25 protein-coding genes are annotated in these 22720 nt (G+C 61.7%); 14 read left to right on the top strand and 11 right to left on the bottom strand.

The window, feature by feature from the left end; translation table 11 throughout:
- Positions 1 to 150: 150 nt before the first annotated feature.
- Together pobA and GIW79_RS15705 are read left to right on the top strand one after the other, a co-directional pair.
- The gene (gene pobA, locus GIW79_RS15710) at positions 151 to 1335 is read left to right on the top strand and encodes a 4-hydroxybenzoate 3-monooxygenase (RefSeq protein WP_169921948.1); all 1185 of its coding nucleotides are present in this window, start codon (positions 151 to 153) and stop codon (positions 1333 to 1335) included.
- Positions 1336 to 1401: 66 nt separating this feature from the next.
- Entirely contained in the window at positions 1402 to 2919 is a 1518-nt protein-coding gene (locus GIW79_RS15705; protein WP_186526607.1) for an MDR family MFS transporter, read from the top strand.
- 56 nt (positions 2920 to 2975) lie between these two features.
- Here GIW79_RS15705 and GIW79_RS15700 read toward each other — a convergent pair whose 3' ends face one another.
- From GIW79_RS15700 to GIW79_RS15690, 3 genes are read right to left on the bottom strand one after another with little or no spacing between them, the layout of a single operon-like run.
- The gene (locus GIW79_RS15700; RefSeq protein ID WP_034126612.1) at positions 2976 to 3815 is read right to left on the bottom strand and encodes a cache domain-containing protein; all 840 of its coding nucleotides are present in this window, start codon (positions 3813 to 3815) and stop codon (positions 2976 to 2978) included.
- 55 nt (positions 3816 to 3870) lie between these two features.
- Positions 3871 to 4341 (bottom strand): cyanase, encoded by a 471-nt coding sequence (gene cynS, locus GIW79_RS15695; protein WP_014717475.1) that lies wholly within the window; start codon positions 4339 to 4341, stop codon positions 3871 to 3873.
- Positions 4342 to 4369: 28 nt separating this feature from the next.
- Entirely contained in the window at positions 4370 to 5011 is a 642-nt protein-coding gene (locus GIW79_RS15690; RefSeq protein ID WP_003189587.1) for a carbonic anhydrase, read from the bottom strand.
- 112 nt (positions 5012 to 5123) lie between these two features.
- Between GIW79_RS15690 and cynR the strand changes: the two genes are divergently transcribed.
- Positions 5124 to 5975 carry a transcriptional regulator CynR gene (cynR, locus tag GIW79_RS15685; protein WP_236454511.1) on the top strand — a complete coding sequence of 284 codons (852 nt, stop codon included), beginning with the start codon at positions 5124 to 5126 and terminating at the stop codon, positions 5973 to 5975.
- A 560-nt stretch (positions 5976 to 6535) separates the two neighbouring features.
- Here the strand turns inward: cynR and GIW79_RS15680 are convergent.
- Positions 6536 to 7309, bottom strand: a complete 774-nt coding sequence (locus GIW79_RS15680) for a transporter substrate-binding domain-containing protein (protein ID WP_236454508.1) — start codon at positions 7307 to 7309, stop codon at positions 6536 to 6538.
- Between the two features lie 446 nt (positions 7310 to 7755).
- Between GIW79_RS15680 and GIW79_RS15675 the strand changes: the two genes are divergently transcribed.
- From GIW79_RS15675 to GIW79_RS15655, 5 genes are all read left to right on the top strand, one after another.
- Positions 7756 to 9126 (top strand): glutamine synthetase family protein, encoded by a 1371-nt coding sequence (locus GIW79_RS15675; protein WP_181124664.1) that lies wholly within the window; start codon positions 7756 to 7758, stop codon positions 9124 to 9126.
- A 100-nt stretch (positions 9127 to 9226) separates the two neighbouring features.
- Positions 9227 to 9826 carry a class I SAM-dependent methyltransferase gene (locus GIW79_RS15670; protein ID WP_054919994.1) on the top strand — a complete coding sequence of 200 codons (600 nt, stop codon included), beginning with the start codon at positions 9227 to 9229 and terminating at the stop codon, positions 9824 to 9826.
- Positions 9827 to 9948: 122 nt separating this feature from the next.
- Positions 9949 to 11082, top strand: a complete 1134-nt coding sequence (gene rnd / locus GIW79_RS15665) for a ribonuclease D (RefSeq protein ID WP_034126618.1) — start codon at positions 9949 to 9951, stop codon at positions 11080 to 11082.
- Complete coding sequence (locus GIW79_RS15660) at positions 11079 to 11372, top strand: YcgL domain-containing protein (protein ID WP_003189597.1); 294 nt, start codon at positions 11079 to 11081, stop codon at positions 11370 to 11372. The genes rnd and GIW79_RS15660 overlap by 4 nt, the downstream gene beginning before the upstream one ends.
- Positions 11373 to 11479: 107 nt before the next feature.
- Complete coding sequence (locus tag GIW79_RS15655; protein ID WP_054919992.1) at positions 11480 to 12412, top strand: D-2-hydroxyacid dehydrogenase; 933 nt, start codon at positions 11480 to 11482, stop codon at positions 12410 to 12412.
- A 140-nt stretch (positions 12413 to 12552) separates the two neighbouring features.
- Here GIW79_RS15655 and GIW79_RS15650 read toward each other — a convergent pair whose 3' ends face one another.
- Complete coding sequence (locus tag GIW79_RS15650; protein WP_034126620.1) at positions 12553 to 13146, bottom strand: nitroreductase family protein; 594 nt, start codon at positions 13144 to 13146, stop codon at positions 12553 to 12555.
- Positions 13147 to 13299: 153 nt separating this feature from the next.
- On the opposite strand from GIW79_RS15650, the gene GIW79_RS15645 reads away from it, so the two are divergent.
- Positions 13300 to 13749 carry a YcgN family cysteine cluster protein gene (locus tag GIW79_RS15645; RefSeq protein WP_236454505.1) on the top strand — a complete coding sequence of 150 codons (450 nt, stop codon included), beginning with the start codon at positions 13300 to 13302 and terminating at the stop codon, positions 13747 to 13749.
- A gap of 13 nt (positions 13750 to 13762) precedes the next feature.
- A complete protein-coding gene (locus tag GIW79_RS15640) occupies positions 13763 to 14983 on the top strand; it encodes a hypothetical protein (RefSeq protein ID WP_057975680.1) in 1221 nt (406 codons plus the stop codon).
- Positions 14984 to 15065: 82 nt separating this feature from the next.
- On the opposite strand, the gene GIW79_RS15635 is transcribed toward GIW79_RS15640, so the two are convergent.
- The 4 genes from GIW79_RS15635 to GIW79_RS15620 all read right to left on the bottom strand — a co-directional run bounded on the left by GIW79_RS15635 (position 15066) and on the right by GIW79_RS15620 (position 17262).
- Entirely contained in the window at positions 15066 to 15416 is a 351-nt protein-coding gene (locus GIW79_RS15635; RefSeq protein ID WP_014717485.1) for a YgaP family membrane protein, read from the bottom strand.
- 67 nt (positions 15417 to 15483) lie between these two features.
- Positions 15484 to 15951, bottom strand: coding sequence for an RNA methyltransferase (locus tag GIW79_RS15630; protein ID WP_014717486.1), 468 nt, complete (start codon positions 15949 to 15951; stop codon positions 15484 to 15486).
- 160 nt (positions 15952 to 16111) lie between these two features.
- Positions 16112 to 16486 carry a YajD family HNH nuclease gene (locus GIW79_RS15625; RefSeq protein WP_003189609.1) on the bottom strand — a complete coding sequence of 125 codons (375 nt, stop codon included), beginning with the start codon at positions 16484 to 16486 and terminating at the stop codon, positions 16112 to 16114.
- Between the two features lie 89 nt (positions 16487 to 16575).
- A complete protein-coding gene (locus GIW79_RS15620; RefSeq protein ID WP_034126624.1) occupies positions 16576 to 17262 on the bottom strand; it encodes a spermidine synthase in 687 nt (228 codons plus the stop codon).
- Between the two features lie 78 nt (positions 17263 to 17340).
- On the opposite strand from GIW79_RS15620, the gene GIW79_RS15615 reads away from it, so the two are divergent.
- Positions 17341 to 17622, top strand: coding sequence for a hypothetical protein (locus tag GIW79_RS15615; RefSeq protein ID WP_034126625.1), 282 nt, complete (start codon positions 17341 to 17343; stop codon positions 17620 to 17622).
- On the opposite strand, the gene GIW79_RS15610 is transcribed toward GIW79_RS15615, so the two are convergent.
- Entirely contained in the window at positions 17619 to 19661 is a 2043-nt protein-coding gene (locus GIW79_RS15610; protein WP_236454502.1) for a S9 family peptidase, read from the bottom strand. The genes GIW79_RS15615 and GIW79_RS15610 overlap by 4 nt on opposite strands.
- A gap of 24 nt (positions 19662 to 19685) precedes the next feature.
- Between GIW79_RS15610 and GIW79_RS15605 the strand changes: the two genes are divergently transcribed.
- From GIW79_RS15605 to GIW79_RS15595, 3 genes are read left to right on the top strand one after another with little or no spacing between them, the layout of a single operon-like run.
- Entirely contained in the window at positions 19686 to 20213 is a 528-nt protein-coding gene (locus tag GIW79_RS15605) for a hypothetical protein (RefSeq protein WP_034126627.1), read from the top strand.
- Positions 20214 to 20243: 30 nt separating this feature from the next.
- Complete coding sequence (locus GIW79_RS15600; RefSeq protein WP_236454499.1) at positions 20244 to 21020, top strand: class II glutamine amidotransferase; 777 nt, start codon at positions 20244 to 20246, stop codon at positions 21018 to 21020.
- A gap of 10 nt (positions 21021 to 21030) precedes the next feature.
- A complete protein-coding gene (locus GIW79_RS15595) occupies positions 21031 to 21573 on the top strand; it encodes a DUF2937 family protein (protein WP_034126628.1) in 543 nt (180 codons plus the stop codon).
- 114 nt (positions 21574 to 21687) lie between these two features.
- On the opposite strand, the gene GIW79_RS15590 is transcribed toward GIW79_RS15595, so the two are convergent.
- Positions 21688 to 22608: a LysR family transcriptional regulator gene (locus tag GIW79_RS15590; RefSeq protein WP_236454496.1), complete on the bottom strand. Its 921-nt coding sequence runs from the start codon at positions 22606 to 22608 to the stop codon at positions 21688 to 21690.
- Positions 22609 to 22720 lie beyond the last annotated feature (112 nt).

The following is a 22720-nucleotide window of genomic DNA, read 5'->3' as shown; positions in this document are numbered from 1 at the left end:
CCCCGATTGGCGAAAAGCACAGGTTTTGACGCAGTTTTCACCTTCTTATGAGCCTCACTCAAGTGAAAAATGTCAGCCACAAGAGCAATGACAACTCTTTCACTCCATACGTTCGCGTGAAGCTTGAAGGTCATAAAAATAATGAAAACCCTGAAAACCCAAGTCGCCATTATTGGTGCCGGTCCTTCCGGATTGCTGCTCGGCCAACTGCTGCACAACGCTGGCATCCAGACCCTCGTTCTAGAGCGTCAGAGCGCCGATTACGTACAAGGCCGTATCCGCGCCGGTGTGTTGGAACAGGGCATGGTCGACCTGCTGCGCGAAGCCGGCGTCAGCCAACGCATGGACGCCGAGGGTCTGGTGCACGACGGGTTTGATATTGCCCTCAATGGCCAACTCACCTCCATCGACCTCAAGGCCTTGACCGGCGGCCAGTCGGTGATGATCTACGGCCAGACCGAGGTCACCCGCGACCTGATGGCCGCCCGCGCAGCCGCCGGTGCCACCACTCTGTACGAAGCCTCCAATGTTCAACCCCATGACCTGAAAAGTGAACAGCCGTGGCTGACCTTCGAGCACGAAGGCCAAGCCTGTCGCCTGGAGTGCGACTACATTGCCGGCTGCGACGGTTTCCATGGCGTGGCCCGCCAGTCGATACCGGCGCAAGCGCTGAAGGTGTTCGAACGGGTCTATCCCTTCGGCTGGCTGGGCGTGCTGGCCGACACGCCGCCGGTACATGCCGAACTGGTGTACGCCAAACATGCGCGGGGTTTTGCGCTGTGCAGCATGCGGTCGCCGACCCGCAGCCGTTACTACCTGCAAGTGCCGGTCGAAGAGAAGCTGGAAGACTGGGCGGATGAACGTTTCTGGGATGAACTCAAAAGCCGCCTGCCCGGCTCATTGGCCGAACAATTGGTGACCGGCCCGTCAATCGAGAAAAGCATCGCGCCGCTGCGCAGCTTTGTGGTGGAACCCATGCAGTACGGGCGCCTGTTCCTGCTCGGCGATGCCGCGCACATTGTGCCGCCCACCGGTGCCAAGGGCTTGAACCTGGCAGCCAGTGATGTGAGCACCTTGTTCCGCATCTTGCTCAAGGTGTACCGCGAAGGGCGCCTGGACTTGCTGGAAAAATACTCGGCAATCTGCCTGCGCCGAGTGTGGAAAGCCGAGCGGTTTTCCTGGTGGATGACCTCGATGCTGCATCAGTTTCCCCAGGCGGATGACTTCAGCCAGCGTATTGCCGAAAGCGAACTGGACTATTTCATTCGCTCTGAGGCTGGGCGTAAAACCATCGCAGAAAATTACGTCGGCCTTCCTTACGAGCCTATCGAATAGCCTGCTATCTTATCGAGCATTCCCACCGGTGACCGTTGCCTGTGGGCCCTGCTCGAAGGTTCTGCCGTGACTCACCTCAATCAGCCCGCTCCAACCGTTCCCGCCGTGCGCAGTATCCTGGTCGCGCTGATGATGGCGATCTTCCTGGGTGCCCTGGACCAGACCATTGTCGCCGTGTCCATGCCGGCCATTTCCGCGCAGTTCCATGACGTCAACCTGCTCGCCTGGGTAATCTCCGGCTATATGGTGGCGATGACCGTGGCGGTGCCGATCTACGGCAAGCTCGGTGACCTGTATGGGCGCCGGCCCATGATGCTCATCGGCATGGGCCTGTTCACCCTGGCGTCGTTGTTTTGCGGCCTTGCGCAAAGCATGGAGCAACTGGTACTGGCTCGGGTTCTGCAGGGTATCGGCGCTGGCGGGATGGTCTCGGTGAGCCAGGCGATCATTGGCGACATTATTCCTCCCCGCGAACGGGGACGTTATCAGGGGTATTTCAGCAGCATGTACGCGGTGGCCAGCGTGGCCGGGCCGGTACTGGGCGGTTATATGACCGAGTACCTGTCGTGGCGATGGGTGTTTTTGATCAACCTGCCACTGGGCGTCGGTGCCTGGTACGTGGCCCATCGCACTCTGGTGGGGCTGCCGGTGCCGCAGCGCAAGCCGATCATCGATTACCTCGGCACGGTGCTGATGATCGTCGGCCTCACCGCCTTGTTGCTGGGCATCACTGAAATCGGCCAGGGCCATTCGTGGCGTGACGATCAAGTGCTGGGGTTGCTGGCCTGTGCCCTGTTGGCCTTGAGCGTGTTTGTATGGCACGAACGCCGCGCACGGGAACCGCTGTTGCCGATGCACTTGTTTGCCAACCGCAGTGCGGTGTTGTGCTGGTGCACGATTTTCGTCACCAGCTTCCAGGCGATTTCCCTGACGGTGCTGATGCCCCTGCGCTACCAGACCGTGACCGGCGCTGGTGCCGACAGCGCAGCCCTGCACTTGCTGCCGTTGGCGATGGGCTTGCCGATGGGCGCGTATTTCGCCGGGCGCATGACCTCGGTGACCGGCCGCTATAAACCGATGATCCTCAGCGGCGCGGTGTTGAGCCCGCTGGCGATTCTCGGCATGGCCTACAGCGCCCCCCAGGCGGTGGCGCTTACCAGCGTCTTCATGTTGTTGTGCGGTATCGCCGCCGGCATGCAGTTCCCGACCTCGTTGGTGGGTACGCAGAACTCGGTAGAGCAACGGGATATCGGTGTGGCCACCAGCACCACCAACCTGTTTCGCTCCCTGGGCGGGGCAGTGGGGGTGGCTTGCATGTCGGCGTTGCTGCTGGCGCTGTTGCACGATTCCAGTTTCGCCCATTTGACGAGCGGCGCACTGGTGGCCGAAGGCAGTTCCGGCAACGTACTGCTCGACGGCCTCAACGCCGCACCCGGCCCGGCGCAGGATGCGTTGCGCGACGAGCTGGCGGTGACGTTCCGGCATTTGCTGATGGTGAGTGCGGCGGTGTCGCTGCTGGGGTTGGCCGCTGCGATAGCGATGCCGAATCGGGTACTGCGCGGCCGTGAAGACAAAGTTAGATAAGCGGACGCGGAGCGTCCCAGGCGGCGTTCCCACGCAGAGCGTGGGAACGATCAGGATCAGGGGCTGTAATACCCCACCGCAACCATGAAATGCCCGCTCTTGCGCACATAGGCATGCTTGTTTTCGACCTTGCCGGTCACCGGGTTTTTCCAGCGGTATTTGTATTCGCCCTGGTCCTGTTCGGCCATCATCTGGAGGATCGGCACACCCACTGGTTTGCCATCCGGGTCCTTGATCTTGGCAAAATCGGTGTTGATCAGGCGCAGGTTGGTGCCGTGGGCGACGTAGCGCCGGGTGTTCAGGTCCACCACAAACACGTACAGGTCATCTTGCAGGAAGCCACCTTGCAAGGAGTTGATCGCCTTGAGCGTGCCGGTTTCATCCTTGACCAACGCCTCCACCGCCTTGTTGCGCAGCGCCCGTGCCTGTTCCGGCGTGGCGCGCGGCAAGTAATAACCGACCGCCAGGATGCGTTCGCCCACCCGCTGATAAAACACATGCTTGTGTTCGACCTTGCCGTCATTCCAGTTCTGCCAGCGATAGTCAGCCTGCTGGATACCCTGGCCTTCGGGCACGCTAAGGGCTTGTTTGAACGAGGCTTGCAGGTCGGGCCCGAGCACCTCGGACACATCGCGACCGATCAGCGCGGAGGAGGGCCCGCCACTGGCCAGCAGCACGCCTTTTGTATCGACCACAAACACATAGCGGTCCTGGTCGATGAACTCGCCCTGACGGCTGAAGGCGGCGAACGCCTTGTCACCTTGCTTGTGGTAGTACGCCAAGGCTTTTTCCAGCAGGGCCTTGGCGGCTTGGGCATCCGCTTCCTGTGCCGTGGCAGCATGCACCTGGCTGCAACACAACAGCAGCAGCCAGGTGAATCGGAGCAGTCTCTTCATTTACCCGTCCCTCGTTCTTGTTGGTGTGCCAAGAGCGTAGACGGTTGGCGGCAAATCAGAAGGGTTTGGTCGGCAGGTATTTACCGTCCAGGGTGATGACCGCACGGGAGCCGCCGTCCGGGTCTTCGACTTTCTTGATGTCCAGCTTGAAGTTGATGGCGCTGATGATGCCGTCGCCGAATTGCTCATGCACCAGAGCCTTCAAGGTAGAGCCGTAGACCTGCAGCATTTCGTAGAAACGGTACATGGTTGGGTCGGTCGGTACACCGCTCGGGAAGCTGCCGCGCAGTGGGACGCTTTGCAGCAGTCGGCTGGCGTCCTCGTCAAGGCCGAGTTTGCCGCACACGATGTCGGCCGCCTCCTTGGGCAGCGGGTGCTGGCCGAGCAGGGCTGCGGTGACGAATGCCAGGCTCAGCCCGGTGCCGTCGGTGAGGTCCTGCCACGACAGGTTTTTGCGTGCCTTGAGGTCGATAACGGTGTCGGCCAGGGCCAGGCGTGGGGTTTGGGCGAATTGGGATTGCAACATGGTGACGTCCTCTTGGGTTGAATAAGGTTCAGGCGGCGTGGGCGCGGGTGCTGGGGTGGTCGAGCAGGGAGACGAAGCGCCCGGTGTGCCCGTCCAAAGCGTCGATGCCGCCGGTTTCGATGTCGTACACCCAGCCATGCAGGTTCATCCGGCCTTGTTCCAGCGCCAGGGCGACCGAAGGGTGGGTCTTGAGATTAGCCAGTTGGGCGACCACGTTTTCGCGCACCAAGGCATCCAGGCGGGCAGCGTCCGAGGCATGCGTACGGGCTGCATTGATCACCTTGGCCGACTCGGCATGGCGCAACCAGTTGGCCACGGCGGGCAGGTGGTCCAGGCATTTGCAGGTAGAAATTGCAGTCATTGCACCGCAGTCCGAGTGCCCGCAAATCACAATGTCGCTGACGCCCAGCACCGCTACGGCATATTCGACTGTGGCCGACACGCCTCCCGGTTCCGGGCCGTAGGACGGCACTATGTTGCCGGCGTTACGGATGACGAACAGGTCACCGGGTTCCTGCTGGGTCAACAGCTCGGGGACTACGCGGCTGTCAGAGCAGGACACGAACAAGGTGCCGGGGTTTTGCGTGGTCGCCAGGTGTTTGAACAAGTCACTGCGAGGGGTAAAGGCTTCACGTTGGAATTTGCGAAAGCCGTCGATGAGATGCTGCATGGTGGTTCTCCTTGCGTCGCTGATGGGGCAAGGATGGAAGTTTTCGGCTATAGCGTCCAAGACCGGCTTATTATGCTTTCTATAAGTCATGCCTATAGTTGGAGCGCTGCCCATGCTGTTGCGTCATATCCGTTACTTGCTGGCCGTTGCCGAGCATCGCAATTTCACGCGTGCCGCCGAGGCGCTGCACGTGTCGCAGCCGACCTTGTCGCAACAGATCAAGCAACTGGAAGAAAGCCAGGGCGCGCCACTGCTGGACCGTTCCGGGCGCAGTGTCAGCCTGACCGACGCGGGGCAGGCCTATGTGCGTTATGCGCGGCTGGCCTTGCAGGATCTACAGGCCGGCACCCGCGCCATACATGACGTGCAGGACCTGCGCCGGGGGCATTTGCGCCTGGCCATGACGCCGACCTTCACCGCCTACCTGATCGGCCCGCTGCTGGCACGCTTCAATGCGTTGTATCCCGGCATCACCTTGAGCATTGAGGAACTGACCCAAGACCGCATCGAAGCCGCCCTGGGCGAGGACCTGCTGGATATCGGCATCGGCTTTACCGGCGAGCATGGGCTGGAGATCGACTGTGAGGCGCTGTTTGTCGAAGAGCTGAGCCTGGTCGTCAGTGCCAGCCATCCAGAACGCACACAACCAGCCTGGCTCGAACAGCCCCTGGTGCTACTGAACACAGGCTTCGCCACCCGCCGCTATATCGACGACTACTGCCACCAGCAAGGGGTTAAACCGCAGATTGCCATGGAGGCCAACTCCATCAGCGCGATCATCGAAATCGTGCGCAGCACGCCCCTGGCAACCATCCTGCCCCGCGCACTGGCCGAGGCCCAGGCGGGCCTGCATGCCGTGGTGATCAATCCACCGTTGCCGCAGCGCACCGCGGCACTGCTGAGTCGCAAGGGCGCGTATCGCAGCGCTGCGTGTGCGGCGTTTGTAGCGTTGATCAAGGCGTAGGACCGGACAGTGCGCTTATCTACCTGACACCCCGCGATCCAAATGTGGGAGCTGGCTTGCCTGCGATGGCGGCCTGACAGCCGACGCCAATCTAGCTGACACCGCACGATCCAACTGTGTGTGCGGGCTTGCTCGCGAAGGCGGCCTGGCAGGCGACACAGTTGGATTGTGTACATATCCATTTCTGCGGTAACGGCCACTTAGGGTTCCGCCCTGACGGCGGCTCACTTTTGAAAAGCGCAAAAGTAAGCAAAACGCTCTTGCCCCACCACTCGGCACCTCGCTTAGGCTCGGTGTGCCCGTAATCCGCCAGTGATTTGGGGGGCCGCCGCCACGCGCCATCCATGGCGCGGGGCGGCTAAACCGGCATCCCTGCCGGTTTACCCCCAAATCCCTGTCGAATTCCGGCCAGCGTGGTTTAACGGGGCGCTTAAGATCAAAAGCAGATCAAGAGCGGCTTGCTTCGCATCGTGGTTAGCGTTGAGCGCTACAGAGTTGTGTAGATACCTATGCCAATCGCAGGCAAGCCAGCTCCCACATTTAGATCGCGGGGGCTACATTCAAGGCGCAGCCAACCACTGCCCCACAATCCCCGCATACGCCCCCGTCGCCACACTCAAATGCAACCACTGATCCACGTAACTCTTCCAGGCCACATCATCGCGCGGCAACAAAAACGCTTTTTCACTGTACTGCATCGGTTGCTCCGGGTTGACCGCACACAAGCCCGGTTTGAGCTTTTGCTGATAACGCGCCTCGCTGGCGTCGGTGATCATCACATCGGCCTTGCCCGCCAGCAGTTCATCAAAAATCGTTACGTTGTCATGCAGGCGAATCTGCGTCTGGCCCAGGTACGCACGGGCAAACACTTCATTGGTGCCACCGGCGGGTTCGATCACTCGCACCTCGGGCTGGTTGATCTGTTCCACCGTCTGGTAGCGCTGCACATCGGCGCAGCGCACCAGTGGGGTCTTGCCATCGACCCCGAGAGACTGGCTGAAGAAGGCTTTTTTCTGACGTTCCAACGACACGGAAATTCCGCCCACCGCGATGTCGCAGCGTTGGGCCAGAAAGTCCGGCATCAGGGTTTTCCAGGTGGTGGGCACCCAGTTGATTTTGGCGTTGAGGCTCTTGGCCAGGGACTCGGCCATGGCAATGTCGATACCTTCATAGCCGCCGTCGCTGCGCAGCGAGGTGTAAGGCTTGTAGTCGCCGGTGGTACACACGGTGAGGGTGCCGCGCGCAATCACGTCGTCAAGGCGAGATGCAGCGGTGTCGGCCTGGGCGACATTGGCCAGGCTTGCCAGTACACAGAGGGCCAGAGGCGCTTTCATGGAGTCGAATCCTTGGGGCTCGGTTGAAGCAGCCATAATGCCCGTTTTTGGTAGGAACGAGCTTGCTCGCGAAAAAGCTGTGTGCGCCGCTGTGAACCAGGCACCCGCGTTATCGTTAACGATCTTCGCGAGCAAGCTCGCTCCTCCAGACAGAATGTTTAGCCAAACTGCAACCAAACTCCATCAAGGCTGAATTTACTCGCGTATCCTCGCGTGTGACGCTCAAGTCTTTCTATCACTGTGGACCGCGCATGCACGCTTGCCCCGACACTCATACCGCGACATTGCCGTCTGCGCTTGCGTTCTGGGCCTTGTTCCATTGCCGACACGCGCGCCCGCCAGATACCTCTCTCCTACGTTGATCTACCCCAAGGATGACGCGCACCTGTGCGCATCTGCCCGGCGGCGCCTGCGCGCTTGCCTGACGCAAACGTATGAGAATTCCCATGAGTGTTTTTGCCAGCCTGCATGAAGCCCAGACCTTCCTTGAACAGAACCCCGACATTGAAATGTTCGAGCTGTTTATCCTCGATAACAACGGCGTACCGCGCGGCAAGCTGCTGCACCGCGACGAACTGCTGGCGGTGTACGAAAGTGGCCGGCCTCTGCCCAGTACCATCCTCGGCCTGACCATCAATGGCGATGACGTAGAAAACTCCGGGCTGGTCTGGGAGGTGGGGGATATTGACTGCCGCGCCTACCCGATCAGCGGCAGCTTGCAGCGCATGCCATGGCGCTTGATCCCCACCGCAGCGGTGCAGGTCAGCATGCACCCCACCGAAGGCCTGCCCGCCACCGTGGCCGACCCCAGGCACCTGCTGGCCAATGTTATCGAGGCGCTCAAGGCCGACGGTTATTACCCGGTGATGGCGGCGGAGCTGGAGTTCTATCTGCTCGACCAGAAGCCCGACAGCAACGGCCGCCCGCAACCGGCGCGGGATGTGGATGGCAATCGCCCGCGTTCGACGCAAGTCTACGGCCTGCGCGAACTGGAGCAGATCGAGCCGTTTCTTGCCGACCTCTACAGCGCCTGCAAACTGCAAGGGATTCCGGCGCGCACAGCTATCTCCGAGTACGCGCCGGGGCAAGTGGAAATCACCCTCGAACACCGCACCGACGCGCTGCAGGCGATGGACGAAGCCGTGCGCTACAAACGCCTGGTCAAGGGCGTGGCGCACAAACATGGAATGAGCGCCTGTTTCATGGCCAAGCCGTTCGACGACCTGGCCGGCACCGGCATGCACATGCACGTCAGCCTGGCCGATGCCCAGGGCAATAACCTGTTTGCCAGTGAAGCGACCGACGGCACGCCACTGCTGCGCCAAGCCGTGGGCGGCATGCTCAGTACCTTGCTCGATTCACTGTTGATGTTCTGCCCCAACGCCAACTCTTATCGACGCTTCCAAACCAACAGCTATGCGCCGCTCGCTGCCACCTGGGGCGTGGACAACCGCACCGTCAGCCTGCGCGTGCCCGGTGGCCCGGCTCTATCCCGGCATATCGAACACCGCATCTGCGGTGCCGACGCCAACCCCTACCTGGCGGCTGCTGCGATCCTGGCCGGGATTCATCGAGGCATCCGCGAACAGCTCGACCCTGGCGCCCCGGTGCAAGGCAACGGCTACGCCCAGGCCAAGGAACTGCTGCCCACCGACTGGCTGACCACCTTGCGCGCGCTGGAAACCTCCCGCTGGGCACCGGATGCGTTCGGGCGCGAATTCCTAAGCGTTTACCTGGCGGTCAAACGTGCCGAATACCGCCAGTTCATGGGCGAGGTGGGGGAGCAGGATTGGCGGTGGTACTTGCATCAAGCGTGACCGGTTTTAGCGGGGTGGGCTTTCGACCTTTTTTTCACGTTGCGAAGGTTAAGCTGCGGATCAAGGTCGTTCACTACCGTTTCATTCACATGAGCCCGCGATGTCGCCACAACCTCCATCCTCCATCGAGACCGAATTCACCGAGCGCTATGACCGTGAGCATGCCAGGGGCTGTGGCGACCCGCGTCCGCCCAGGCTGTTGCAGCGCCTGTCGGCGTGGCGCGATGCGCGGTTGGTACGCCAGGCCCTGAAAGTGGCGGGCGAGCCAGGGCTTATCCTAGACCTGGCGTGCGGTTCCGGGCGCTTCTGGCCGGTGCTGGCCGAACACGTCAACCGTGTGATCCTGGCCTCGGACAACTCCCAGGCGATGCTCGATCACGCGCGCACCCATCACCCGGGTACGTTGCTCAAACGTGTCAAAACATTCCAGGGCTCGGCGTTTTCCATTGGCCTTTCGGCGAATGCGGTGGACTGCATTTTCTGCCTGGATTTGTTTCGCCATGTGCCCGGCAGCGATGCACGGCTCATGTTATTGCATGAGTTTCACCGCGTCAGTCGCGACACGGTGATTGTTGCCGTGAACGTGGGCACGCCGGTAGAGAGCGAGTTTCGCCAAGCCGGCTTCAAAATCCTCAATTACCAAGAGTTCCTGCCGGGCTCGCGGCGATGGTGCGTCTACGTTTTGCGTAAGAGAGGATAACGCCCGTTTGTCGGACTATTCTTCATCTCCTGTCGGAGTTTTCATGATGGCGTGTGCACTGCGGATGCTCGCAAGCCCCTTTCGCGATATATACTGCGCGCCATTCTTCAAGGGAGAGCCGTGTGGCCATCGATATTCACTGGATCTGCGACAACGATAGCCTCGGCCAGCATTGCGCCGAATGGCAGCAGTTGCCATTCGTCGCCCTCGACACCGAATTCATGCGGGTCGACACCTTTTACCCTATTGCCGGGCTGATCCAGATCGGTGATGGCGTGCGCGCTTACCTGATCGACCCCCTGACTATCGACAATTGGCAACCCTTGGCCGCCTTGCTGGAGAACCCGGCGGTGATCAAGGTGGTGCACGCCTGCAGCGAAGACCTGGAAGTGCTGTTGCGCCTGACTGGCAGCTTGCCAGTGCCGTTGTTCGACACCCAATTGGCGGCGGCGTACCTCAACCTCGGTTTCTCCATGGGCTACTCGCGCCTGGTGCAGGCGGTGTTGGATATCGAGCTGCCCAAGGGCGAAACCCGCTCCGACTGGCTGCAGCGGCCATTGTCAGAGACGCAGGTCAGCTACGCCGCCGAAGACGCCGTGCACCTGGCCGAGGTTTACACCCGCCTGCGCCCGCAACTGTCGGACGACAAATACGCGTGGGTATTGGAAGACGGCGCCGAACTGGTGGCCAACCTGCGCCGTGAGATCGACCCCTACGAGCTGTACCGCGACGCCAAGCTGGCGTGGAAATTGTCCCGTGCCCAACTCGCAGTGCTGCGTGAGCTCTGCGCCTGGCGCGAGCAGCAGGCCCGTGCCCGCGACTTGCCGCGCAACCGCATCGTTCGCGAGCACTCGTTATGGCCCCTGGCCAAATCCCAGCCGGATAACCTCGCCGCCCTGGGCAAGATCGAAGACATGCACCCGCGTACGGTGCGCCAGGACGGCCAGTTCCTGCTGGACCTGATCAAACGCACTGCCAGCCTGCCCATGGACCAATGGCCGCCTGCCGTGGCAGAGCCGTTACCGGTGGACGCTGCAGCGTTGATCAAGCAACTGCGGGCCCTGGGCCAAACCTTCGCCGAGCGCCTGGACATGGCGCCGGAACTGATGCTGCGCAAGAAAACCCTCGAAGCCCTGGTTAAAAGTGGCTACCCCGATGGGCCTTACCAATTGCCAGACTCGCTGCGTGGCTGGCGCCGCGAGTTGATGGGCCAGGCGTTGCTCGACAGCCTGGCCAATGCCGGAGAACAGCCTTGAAACGTATTTGCTCCATCTACCGCAGCAAGAAAAAAGACGGCATGTACCTCTATGTGCTCAAAAGCGATGCCCTGGAGCGCGTGCCCGAGCCGTTGATGGAAGCCTTTGGCAAGGCGCATCACGCCTTTGACATGGTGCTGACGCCGGAGCGCAAGCTGTCGCGCGAAGACATCGCCGTGGTGCTGGAAAACCTCGACAAGCAGGGCTACCACCTGCAAATGCCGCCGGCCGAGGACGAGTACATCGAGCACTTGCCCGAAGAGCTGCTGCGCCGCAACGACCCGATGTGATCGACCAGTGCCCGCTTCAGGGCACAGCTTCAATGGAATCGTATTAGAGGACGGTGGCCGTAAGGATGCGGGCGGCCGTCTGCACTGTTTTTTCAAAGGTTTGAACCATGCGTGTTCTGATTGCTGAACAGGATCATCCGCTCTACGCCCAATTGCTCAGGGACGCCGCCCCAGACCTCGAAGTGCTGACCAGCGGCGACTCGGCCGAACTCTCGCGCCTGGCCGCCGACTGTCCGGTGTGGCTGGGCCAGCCCGATCTGTTGGCTACCCTGCTGCGCCAGGGCCATCATCCGCAATGGCTGCAATCGACCTGGGCGGGCATCACGCCACTGCTGGCCGATGGCTTGCCACGCGACTACCGGCTGACCCGCGCGGTAGGCATTTTTGGCCAGGTCATGGCCGAGTTTGTCCTCACCTACATGCTGGGCCACGAGCGTGAAGTGCTGGCGCGGTTGGTCAGCCAGGTGGAGCGCAAATGGGATAACCGCATGGGCCAGAGCCTGGCGGGGCGTAAGGCGCTGATCGTCGGCACCGGTGACATCGGCCAGCGCGTGGCCGAGTTTCTGCTGCCGTTCGGCGTGCAGTTGTATGGCATCGCCAGCCAGGCCCGCGAGCAGGCACCGTTTATCGAAGTGGCGGGGCTCGACCAGTTGGGCCGGCTGGTGGGGGAGGTGGATTACGTGATCAACCTGCTGCCCAACACGCCTGATACCCATGACCTGTACGACGCGGCGCTGTTCAAGCAATTCCAGCCCACCGGGTTGTTTATCAACGTCGGACGCGGCGTGGCGGTGGTGGACGCCGATCTGGTCGAGGCGCTCAAAGAAGGGCACCTGGCCGGCGCGGTGATCGACGTGTGCCGCCAGGAGCCCTTGCCGCAACGCCACCCGTTCTGGACGGCGTGGGGTTTGCTGTTGACCGGGCACAGCTCGGCCCCGACCTCGCCGCCAATGATGGTGGAGTTGTTTGTGCAGAACCTGCGGGCGTATCAGGCCAAGCAAGCGCTACGCGGGGAAGTGGATTTCGAGCGCGGGTACTGAAGAGCTTGCCCGATGGCCTCATGTAGGAGCGAGCTTGCTCGCGAAAAACTCACAGGCGCCGCGCTTATTCAGAAAGTGCGCGTCATCGTTGACGTTCTTCGCGAGCAAGCTCGCTCCTACAGAGGATGAGAGGGCGATGCTTAGAGACTGAAGTTCCCCTCGGACACCAGCTCGCTCAACGGCTTGCGCGGGCTCGGCATTTCGCGCCCTTGCAGGTACTCCGGCAAACTCGACTTGTCACCCAGCTTGCCCACCGCCACGGCCGCATGCAGCGCATAACCCTGGGGAATCTTCAGCTCCTTGCGGGTCAGTTCCTGGTCGAAACCGGCCATGCCGTGGGTGTGCCAGCCACTGAGGCTGGCTTGCAGCGCCAGGTGGCCCCAGGCCGAGCCGGTGTCGAAGGTGTGCCACAGCGCCGGGGTTTCTTCGGTAGCACCCGGGGCGATGAAGTCGGTTTTCGACGCGATGATGATCAGGGCCGACGCATGCTGCGCCCAATTGCGGTTGAATTCATTCAGCAGGCCCAGGAAGCGCTCCCAGTCCGGCGTGTCACGGCGCGCATACAGAAACCGCCACGGCTGCGAGTTGTAGGCCGAAGGCGCCCAGCGTGCTGCTTCGAAGAAACTCAGCAGCGTCTCCTGCGGGATGCTCTCGCCGGTAAAGGCGCGGGGCGACCAGCGCTCGGTGAATTGGGTGTGGATCGGATAATCGGCAACACGGGGGTTATTGCTCATGGACAGACCCTGATGAAAAAAACGGGATTCAAAACTACTGCGCCCACCCAGGCCTGACAAGTCTTGCAACACCGTCAGTCGTAAGCGCTTGGCCCCAACGGGCTTGGGCACTAGACTGGCGGCCTTTTCACCTTCCGATACTGATGCAGAGCCATGGCCGCCAAAGTCGAACCTTTCTGGATACGCAAAACCCTTGAGCACCTCGACCAAGAGGAGTGGGAGTCATTGTGCGACGGCTGTGGCCTGTGCTGCCTGCAAAAGCTTGAGGATGAGGACGACAACAGCGTCTATTACACGCGTATCGCCTGCAAACTGCTCGACCTGAAAACCTGCCAGTGCACTGATTACCCCAACCGCCGCGCCTCGGTGCCTGATTGCATTCAGCTCACACCGGGCCAGGCCGATCAGTTCGAATGGTTGCCGCCGACCTGCGGTTATCGCCTGGTCAGCGAGCGCAAGGACTTGCCGCTGTGGCATCACCTGGTCTGCGGCGACCGTGACGCGGTGCACCATGAACGCATTTCCCAGTCCGGGCGCATGCTCAGCGAAGGCAGCGTGCCCGAGGACGACTGGGAGGATTACCTGATTTTCCGCGCAGGCTGAATGAGGAGTGTGTATGAAGGTGGCCGCCAAGTGGGCAGCGGGCCTGGTCGTGCTGGCGCTGAGCGGGCCGGGCTGGTGCGCGAAGAAAGTCGACCTGGATTACCACATCAAGCTGTTGCCCCAAAGCCAGCAGGCGGAGGTGCGCGTCAGCCTGTCCCAGGGCGCGGCGGTGCGCAGCCTGAACTTCGACCTGGGCCGCGACGGTGACTACAGCGACTTCAAGGCCGATGGCCAGTGGCAAGTCACGGGCAACCGTGGCCTGTGGCAACCCAGCCCTGACAAGGCCAGCCTGACCTACCGGGTGCGCCTGGCCCATGCGCGCAAGCCCGGCGTGTATGACACACGCATCACGCCCGGCTGGGCGTTGCTGCGCGGCGAAGACCTGGTGCCGGCCGCACGTCTCGACCAGCAAGACGGCGTCGAGCTGGTCTCACGTCTGATGTTCGAACTGCCGACGGGTTGGAAGAGCGTCGAAACGGCCTGGCCGCGCATCGGCCAGAACAAATTCCGCATCGACAACGTGTCCCGCCTGTTCGACCGTCCCACCGGCTGGATGCTGGCGGGCAACCTCGGCAGCCGCCGCCTGCGCCTGGGTGAAACCGACGTCACCGTGGCCTCGCCCAAGGGCCAGGGCATGCGCCGCATGGACGTGCTGACGTTGCTGACGTTTGTCTGGCCCCAGGTGGAAGCCGCGTTCCCGCGCCATCCCGGCAAACTGTTGATTGTCGGTGCCAGTGACCCGATGCGGCGGGGCGCTTATTCGTTACGCGATTCGATCTACCTCAACAGCCGCACGCCGCTGGTGGGCGAAAATGGCAGCAGCCCGTTGCTGCGCGAAGTGGTGCAGGCCATCGGACGCTTCAATGACCACGACAGCAGCGACTGGATCAGCGAGGGCTTGGGCGAGTACTACGCGATTGAGCTGATGCGACGTGCCGGTGGCATCACCGATGAACGCTATGCGGCGATCCAGGCGCGGCTGACCAAAGAAGGCAAAGACGTCACCACTCTCAAAGGCGAGCACGTCAACGGCGCGAGGCTGGCGCGTTCGGTGGTGGTATTGCAGGAGCTGGACCGTGAGATCCGCGTGAAGACCCACAACAAACGCTCCCTGGACGATCTGGCGCAGGCGTTGATGCGGGTGAACAGCGTCAACACCAAAGAATTCGTGCAGTTGGCCGAGAGTGTGATCGGTGAGTCGTCGGTGGTACTGGACAGCAAACTGCTGCGCTGATCCAAACCCCTGTGCAATTCAAAATGTGGGAGGGGGCAAGCCCCCTCCCACATTTGAATCTCCAGCATGTCCAAGTCTCAGGTCAGGCTTTAGGTTTCACCGCCTTTTCAGCCGCCACTTCGGCCTTGGTCTTCAGGTTCTTCAACTCTTCACCGGCCCGTTCGATCTTGGTGCGCACGCTGTTCATTTCCTGGCGGCCCTGTTCCAGTTTGTCCTTGAGCGAACTGTGCCCGGTAAAGCCACGGGCCAGTGCCACGCCACCAATCGCCACCTGGATCAAGCCGAAAATCCCGCCGCGGCGCAAGCCTTTACCCACCATCATTACCCCGCCGGCCACCGAGCCGATGCGCTCCCAGCCATGCACGTTCTGGGTGGGTTGAGGCTTCAAGGGGGCGGCTTCGATGATAGGTCGCAAGGTTTTGCTGTCGCTCATGATCAGTCTCCAACAAGGGCAAGTGTTATTAGCTGACTGCGCGCATGTGCCGGATGTTCCCGCAATGTCAGTACTTGGGGCCCGAACGGGTGTTATTGCCCTTGGCCAGTCGGTCGTAGAGCACCACGTTGACCGTGGCCGCCAGGTTCATGCAGCCGGTGGTGGGGATGTACACCACATCCTCGCACCAGTCGCGGATCTCTTTGTCCAGGGAGCCGTCTTCGGGGCCGAAGATATACAGCGCGCGGTCGGGGTGGGTGTATTCAGGCAACGGGCGGGCGCCGTCGACCAATTCCACGGCGACCGGGATGCAGCCTAAGGGCAGGATCTTTTTCAGGTCGTCGATGCCGATCAGCGGGATATCGTGGTGCACCTTCTTGGTGTCGGTGATGAAATCCCGGGCGCGCTCGTAACGCACGCCGGTGTAGAACACCGAGGCCACGCCGTAACAGCCGGCGGCACGCATCACCGAGCCGACGTTTTCGGGGGATTTGGGGTTGTACAGACCGATGCAGCTGTAGCGTTTATTGCCCACGGGGAAGGGTGCCTTGAGAAAAACGGCGATTATACGGCCTGGGGGGATGCAGTGCTTGGACGATCGTCATCGCGGGCAAGCCCGTCTCCCACCGGGAAATGCATTCCTACTGTGGGAGCTGGCTTGCCTGCGATGAGGCCGAAGCAGGCAAAGAAAAGCTTCAGTCGTCCTTCTTCATTAACCCCGCCAACGCCGCAAACGGGTTGTGCGTCGCCTTGGCAATGCTCGGGCTGCTGGTGGAGCCTTCGCCGAAGTACTGCTGGTCGGTGTAGCGCGAGTGTTCGTTGTCGTGGCAGTACAGACACAGCAACTCCCAGTTGGAACCGTCCTGGGGGTTGTCATCATGGTTGTGGTTGCGGTGGTGAACGGTCAGTTCACTCAAGCGCTTGCCGGAAAACTCACGGGCGCAGCGGCCACACACGTGGGGGTACATCTTCAAGGCTTTATCGCGGTAGCCCATTTCGCGGTCGCGCTGGGCATCGGCGAGGATGCGGTCCAGCTTGGCGGTGTGGGAGGGTGGGTTATTCGAGCTCATCATGGCTCCTGGCTATTATTGGGTGGTTCACGGACAAGGTTGATTCTAGCCGCTCCCACAGGGGATTGGCGCTATTGAATCAACCGTGATCAGCCCTTGAGCTTCTCTGCAATCCAGATGGTATGCCGCGTGCCCTTGTTGCCATGGGCAAACACTTGCACTTCCTCGGCCTTGAAACCGGCCTTGCGCAGTTTGTCACTGAACAGCTTGTCGGCGCTGGCCGACCACACCGCCAGCACACCCTTGGGCCGCAGGGCCTTGGCGCACGCGGCCAGGCCACTGGCCGAGTACAGCCAACTGTTAGCTTTTTGCGTGAGCCCCTCGGGGCCGTTGTCGACGTCGAGCATGATCGCATCAAAGCCTTGGGGCTCGGCCTGCAGTACCTTGGCCACGTCTTCCAGGCGGACCACGGTGCGCGGGTCCAGCAGCGGGCGTCCGGATTTCTCCCCCAGCGGCCCACGGTTCCATTCCACGACGCCGGGCACCAGTTCGGCCACCACCACTTCGGCGCTCTTGCCCAAATGCTTGAGCGCCGCGGCCAAGGTAAAGCCCATGCCCAGGCCGCCGATCAGCACACGTGAACCCGGGCGCCCGGCCACTTTTCGGCAGGGAATCTCCGCCAGGGCATCTTCGGAGCCATGCATGCGCGTGTTCATCAACTGGCCACCGTCACCGCCCTGGATCTTGATGACGAAGTCCTCGCCGTATTCGAACAGGCACAAGGCACCGCCGTTGTCGGGGATTGGGGTGGTGTCCAGCAGAACAAAACGTTTCATGGAAATCTCATTGGGAAGGGCATTCTTGCGCGGTTGGGAGTAGCCTTAGGGCATTCCGGTCAGGCCATGGAGCCATCGATGAAGTGCAGCATTCTAACGGTCATTGTGTTGAGCGCGCTCGCATTGGGTACCGCGCAGGCTCAGGAGTTACAAACCGTACCGGTCGCGCCCACGCCAACCCCAGGCGCGCCGGGCACGCCAACACCCACGTTGTACCCGCAAGTCACACCGCCCGTTGCGCCCAAGACCCAGAATGGCTCGCCGCCGCTGGCGCCCATCGTGCTGCCGGCGCCGCCCAAGGACCAGACGGTCCCCGGCCTGCAGCAGAACGACAGCAAGCCGAAAACGCCGGGCGGTTAGACCAGACCGAGGGCCTTGAACACAAAGGCATATTCGAGGGCGACGTCACGTAAGCCCTGATAGCGCCCGCTCATGCCGCCATGGCCGGCACCCAGCTCGGTCTTGAGCAGCAGCAGGTTGTCGTCCGTCTTGATATCCCGCAGCTTGGCCACCCACTTGGCGGCTTCCCAGTACTGCACGCGGCTGTCGTTATAGCCGGCGATCACCAGCGTGGCCGGGTAAGCCTGGGCGCTGACGTTCTCGTACGGCGCGTAAGCCTTGATGCGGGCGTACACCTCGGGGTCCTCGGGGTTGCCCCACTCGTCGTACTCGGTGATGGTCAGCGGCAGTTCCGGGTCGAGCATGGTATTGAGCACATCGACGAACGGTACTTCCGCAATCGCCGCCTGGAACAATTCCGGGCGCTGGTTGAGCACCGCGCCGATCAGCAGGCCGCCGGCACTGCCGCCGCTGATCGCCAGTTGTGGGGAGGTGGTCAGGCCCTCGGCAATCAAATGTTCGGCGCAGGCGATAAAGTCGCTGAAGGTGTTCTGCTTGTGTTCCTGCTTGCCGTTGCGATACCAGGCTTCCCCCAGCTCACCGCCGCCGCGCACATGGGCGATGGCAAACGCCACGCCACGGTCCAGCAAGCTCAGGCGCGCATGGGAGAACCACGGGTCCAGGCTTGAGCCGTAGGCACCGTAGCCATACAGGTACAGCGGCGTCGGCTTGCCGAGCTGGTCACGCTTGACCACCAGGCTGATGGGTACCTGGGTGCCATCGGCAGAAGTGGCCCACAGGCGTTGGCTGATGTAATCGTCGGCGTTGAAGACGCCCAGCACCGGGGTTTCCTTGAGCACGACCTGCGCGCCTGTCGCCAGGTCGAGCTGGCGCACTTGGGCCGGGCGATTCAAGGCCTCATAGCGCAGGCGGATCTTGTCGCTGGGGAACTCCAGGCTGTTCTGCACGTAGAGGCTGTAGGCGGCGTCAGGCAATTGCACCCGATAGGCCGGCACATCCTCCGGGTGCACTTCGATGACCGGCAGGCCACCGATGCGCAGGCTCAAGGTCATGGCGCTGGCGTTCAGGCTCACGCCGTCAAGCATGACCTCGTCGCTGTGGGGGATCAGGTTCTGCCAGTCGGCTTCGGTGGGCGGCGTGCCGGTGTCGGCGGCCACGTACAGCGCATGGTTGATGCCGTCGCGGTTGCTGCGGATAAACCAGGTCCACTGGCCATTGCGCTTGCCGTGGTCGACGTCGTATTCGTGGTCTTCGACCCGTGGCGCCAGGCAGGTGAAGGCCAGGTGCGGTTGCTCGGCGTCCAGCGCCCAGACTTCGCTGGTGGTCTTGCTGCCCAGGGCCAGCAACAGTTGGCGTTCGGAGCTTGAGCGGTAGCAATGCAGGAAGAAACGGCCGTCGGGCTCGTGGAAGACTTCCTGCGCTGCGGTGCCGTCCAGGCGATAGCGATACAGCTTGTGCGGGCGATGGGTGTCGTCCAGTTCGCCGAAAAACAGCGTCAGGCTGTCATTGGCCCAGGTCATGCTGCCATCGCAGTTGTCGAACGCCAGTTCGCTGACCTTGTCGGTCGCCAATTCCTTCACGAACAGGGTGTAAATCTCTTCGCCGCTGGTATCGAGGCTGTAGGCCAGGCGTTGGTGATCGGGGCTGATGCTGAACGCGCCCAGGGAGAAAAAGCCGCCATTGGCCAGCACGTTTGGGTCCAGCAACAGCTCTTCGCTGCTGGTGTCCACCTGGTTGCTGTCATCGGCCGGGCGGCGGCAGCGGTAGTGGCGGGCGTATTCGTCGCCGGCGGTGGTGCGGGTGTAATACAGGTACGGGCCCCAAGGGGAGGGCAGGGACAGGTCAGTTTCCAGAATGCGGCCCTTGATCTCGTCGAACAGGGTCTCGCGCAACGCCTGCTGATCGGCCAGTTGGGCTTCCTGCCAGGCGTTTTCGGCCTTGAGGTAGTCGAGCACCTCAGGGTTGTCGCGTTCTTGCAGCCAGGCGTACGGGTCTGGGCCTGGGGCCTTGCGGGCAATCGGTGCGGTGGAAATAGGCATGGATAATTCCCTATCTGGCAGACGGTGGCAGGCATTGCAGCCGCGACACGCAAAAGCCGTTATCATAGCCGCCTGTTTGCCAACCTTGCCATGGACACCATGACCGAGAACGACTATCTGACCGCTTGGGGCCTTTACGCCTTCGCCGCTTTGGGCTGCCTGTTGGTGTGGTGGCGCATGACCCGCTGGATCTGGCGCTGGCTGCGCGAGCCCCTGCAATTGCTGATGGCGGTGTTGCTGCTCAGCCCGACCATTGTCGACCCGGTCAAGACCCAGTTTGCGCCGGCCGTGGCCATTACCGCCCTGGACCTGGTGCTCAAGGTCGGCAACAACGCCTGGCGCGCCATTTCCGACCTGTTCATGTACACGATGATCGCGTTTGCCCTGTACATCGTGTTTGTGCTGATCCGCTGGCCCATCGAGCGCGCCGCCAATGCTCGCCGTGAGCGCAAGGCTGCTGCGGATGCGGCCTTGGCCGCCGAGCCGGAAGACGACGAACCGTTCCGTCGTCCGGCGCCTGCCGGTGGTATGCGGGTCGAACCGCGCCTTTAACGTTGTCTGCCCTGCAGCGAGAGCCCTGGCATGTGTGAATTATTGGGCATGAGTGCCAACGTCCCCACCGATATCGTGTTCAGCTTTACCGGGCTGATGCAGCGCGGTGGGCGCACTGGCCCGCACCGCGACGGCTGGGGTATTGCCTTCTATGAAGGCCGTGGCCTGCGCCTGTTCCAGGACCCGGCTGCCAGTAGCGAGTCGGAAGTTGCATTGCTGGTTCAGCGTTACCCCATCAAGAGCGAAGTGGTGATCGGCCATATCCGCCAGGCCAATGTGGGCAAGGTCAGCCTGGCCAATACTCATCCGTTCGTGCGCGAACTGTGGGGGCGTAACTGGTGTTTTGCCCACAACGGCCAACTGGCGGACTTCAATCCCCGCGCCACCTTCTACCGCCCGGTGGGCGATACCGACAGCGAAGCGGCGTTCTGCGACTTGCTCAACCGTGTGCGCGAAGCCTTCCCAGAGCCGGTGGACATCGAACAGGTGCTGCCCGACCTGATCGCCGCCTGCGCCGAATACCGCAGCAAGGGCGTATTCAACTGCCTGCTCAGCGACGGCGACTGGCTGTTCTGCTATTGCTCGACCAAGCTGGCACAGATCACCCGGCGGGCGCCTTTTGGCCCGGCTCGGTTGAAAGATGTCGACGTGATCGTCGATTTTCAGGCCGAAACCTCCCCCAATGATGTGGTAACGGTGATCGCCACCGAGCCGTTGACCGACAACGAAAACTGGACCCGCTACGAACCGGGCCAATGGAGCCTGTGGCGACGCGGTGAATGTGTCAGCCAGGGCGTTACCGAGTAAGGAATCGAGCATGTTGCTTAGCTATCTGCGGTTGGTGCTGTTTGCCGTTGGCTTGTTGGTCGGCGTGCAGGTGCCGGGGTTTATCAATGACTACGCCAAGCGCGTCGAAGCCCACTTGATCGAGGCCCAGACCGGCTTGCGCGGTTTCGAGTCCACGGCGCAGCAGTTTTTCAACGGTGATATGCAAGCCTTGGTGGCGCATTACCGTGCCAGCGATGACCCGGTATTCCAGAGCGACGCCAGCAGCCTGGGCGCTATGCTCGATCGCCAACTCGAGTTGGACAAGCAATACCAGGCCATGCAAGGCCCCTGGTACATCCGTGCCCTGCAAGTGGCGGTGGCTGCCGACCCGGATATCCGTTCGGAGACCTGGAATGGCTACAGCTACCAGATTCTGCTGACGCCTGAAGCCATGGGCTGGGGCCTGGGCGGGGCGATGCTGTTGTCGTTCGGCATCGAGTGCCTGTACCGCTTGATCGACTGGGTGGTGTTGGGCGGCCGGCGCCTGCGCCAGAGCCGGCCCATCGAAGAACGGGACCTCAAGGGCCTCTAACGACCCACTGATCGTTCCCACGCTCCGCGTGGGAATGCTTTTTCTGACGTTCCGCGTCGCGCTTGGAGGCGCAGAGCGCCCTAGGCTGCGTTCCCACGCAGAGCATGGGAACGATTAATCGGGTTTATGCAGTTGCATGCGTTCTGCACCGACTTGCTCGGCATAGCGGGCGACGACTTTCTGGCACAACCCCACAATTTCCTCCACCAACTCCACTCCTACGCGCCACGACACCACCACCTGCAAGTTCGGCAGGCGCTGGGCCATTGGCAGCATCACCAATTCCCCTCGCTCCAGCTCTTCGCTCACCAGCACCGGCGGCAGTGCGCCGATACCGAAGCCATCGCGCAGCAACCGGGTAATCGCTGACACCGAGTTCACGCAGTTCATGCGCGGTGCGGCCACGCCATTGGCCTGCATCAAACTCAACACGTCCTGATGCGGGTGAGAGTTTTTCGAGTAGGTGATGATGCGCTCCTGGGCCAGTTCGGCGAGGGAGGCGTAGTCGCGGTTGTAGATCGACTGGCTGGCCACGATCCAGGCCATGGGGTGGCTGGCCAGTTCCAGGCTGCGCACGGTTTCCAGGCGCAGCAGGTCGGTTTGCAGGATCAGGTCAAGAAAGCCTTTTTGTAGCTGATCGCTGAGGTTCAGCGCGGTATCGGCGATCAGCTCGATCTCCACCAGCGGGAACAGTTTCATCAGTTCAGCGACCAGCGGGCTGAGCCAGGTGTGGATCACCGTGTCCATCGCGCCGATCCGAATGCGCCCGACCTTGCTGCTGGTGGTCTCCAGAGACTGCTTCAAACCCTGCATGGTCACCATCATTTGCTCGGCATAGTCGAGCACTTTCAAGCCTTCCGGGGTCAGGCTCACGCCTCGCGAGTCACGCAGGAACAGCTTCACGCCCAGCTCGCTTTCAAGCACGGCAATGCGGCTGGAAATCGAGGCCTGGGTGGTGAACAGCTTCTCGGCCGTGAGCTGGAAGCTCTTGAGCCTGGCCACCCAGACGAAGGTTTCGAGGAACTTCAAATTCATGGGATCAACTTTTTCTTATGCATGGATCGGTTTTTATTAGTTGGACGTCGCAGCGGGCAAGCGCCAAAAATCGAGCTATTCCACGATAAGCGTCGTCGGGGTGTCAGGACAA

Origin of the sequence: Pseudomonas sp. PA-7-1E (genome assembly GCF_021605325.1) — a bacterium.
Taxonomy (GTDB): domain Bacteria; phylum Pseudomonadota; class Gammaproteobacteria; order Pseudomonadales; family Pseudomonadaceae; genus Aquipseudomonas; species Aquipseudomonas fluorescens_BV.
This window is presented reverse-complemented; position numbering and strand designations above follow the sequence as displayed.

Coding starts and splice junctions, on each gene's coding strand:
- GIW79_RS15680 (WP_236454508.1), bottom strand. CDS start 7,309: ATGAAAGCGCCTCTGGCCCTCTGTGTACTGGCAAGCCTGGCCAATGTC.
- GIW79_RS15635 (WP_014717485.1), bottom strand. CDS start 15,416: ATGAGCGACAGCAAAACCTTGCGACCTATCATCGAAGCCGCCCCCTTG.
- GIW79_RS15650 (WP_034126620.1), bottom strand. CDS start 13,146: ATGAGCAATAACCCCCGTGTTGCCGATTATCCGATCCACACCCAATTC.
- GIW79_RS15655 (WP_054919992.1), top strand. CDS start 11,480: ATGCGTGTTCTGATTGCTGAACAGGATCATCCGCTCTACGCCCAATTG.
- GIW79_RS15600 (WP_236454499.1), top strand. CDS start 20,244: ATGTGTGAATTATTGGGCATGAGTGCCAACGTCCCCACCGATATCGTG.
- cynR (WP_236454511.1), top strand. CDS start 5,124: ATGCTGTTGCGTCATATCCGTTACTTGCTGGCCGTTGCCGAGCATCGC.
- GIW79_RS15610 (WP_236454502.1), bottom strand. CDS start 19,661: ATGCCTATTTCCACCGCACCGATTGCCCGCAAGGCCCCAGGCCCAGAC.
- GIW79_RS15620 (WP_034126624.1), bottom strand. CDS start 17,262: ATGAAACGTTTTGTTCTGCTGGACACCACCCCAATCCCCGACAACGGC.
- GIW79_RS15690 (WP_003189587.1), bottom strand. CDS start 5,011: ATGCAGCATCTCATCGACGGCTTTCGCAAATTCCAACGTGAAGCCTTT.
- GIW79_RS15615 (WP_034126625.1), top strand. CDS start 17,341: ATGAAGTGCAGCATTCTAACGGTCATTGTGTTGAGCGCGCTCGCATTG.
- GIW79_RS15640 (WP_057975680.1), top strand. CDS start 13,763: ATGAAGGTGGCCGCCAAGTGGGCAGCGGGCCTGGTCGTGCTGGCGCTG.
- cynS (WP_014717475.1), bottom strand. CDS start 4,341: ATGTTGCAATCCCAATTCGCCCAAACCCCACGCCTGGCCCTGGCCGAC.
- GIW79_RS15670 (WP_054919994.1), top strand. CDS start 9,227: ATGTCGCCACAACCTCCATCCTCCATCGAGACCGAATTCACCGAGCGC.
- GIW79_RS15700 (WP_034126612.1), bottom strand. CDS start 3,815: ATGAAGAGACTGCTCCGATTCACCTGGCTGCTGCTGTTGTGTTGCAGC.
- GIW79_RS15625 (WP_003189609.1), bottom strand. CDS start 16,486: ATGAGCTCGAATAACCCACCCTCCCACACCGCCAAGCTGGACCGCATC.
- GIW79_RS15590 (WP_236454496.1), bottom strand. CDS start 22,608: ATGAATTTGAAGTTCCTCGAAACCTTCGTCTGGGTGGCCAGGCTCAAG.
- GIW79_RS15675 (WP_181124664.1), top strand. CDS start 7,756: ATGAGTGTTTTTGCCAGCCTGCATGAAGCCCAGACCTTCCTTGAACAG.
- GIW79_RS15645 (WP_236454505.1), top strand. CDS start 13,300: ATGGCCGCCAAAGTCGAACCTTTCTGGATACGCAAAACCCTTGAGCAC.
- GIW79_RS15595 (WP_034126628.1), top strand. CDS start 21,031: ATGTTGCTTAGCTATCTGCGGTTGGTGCTGTTTGCCGTTGGCTTGTTG.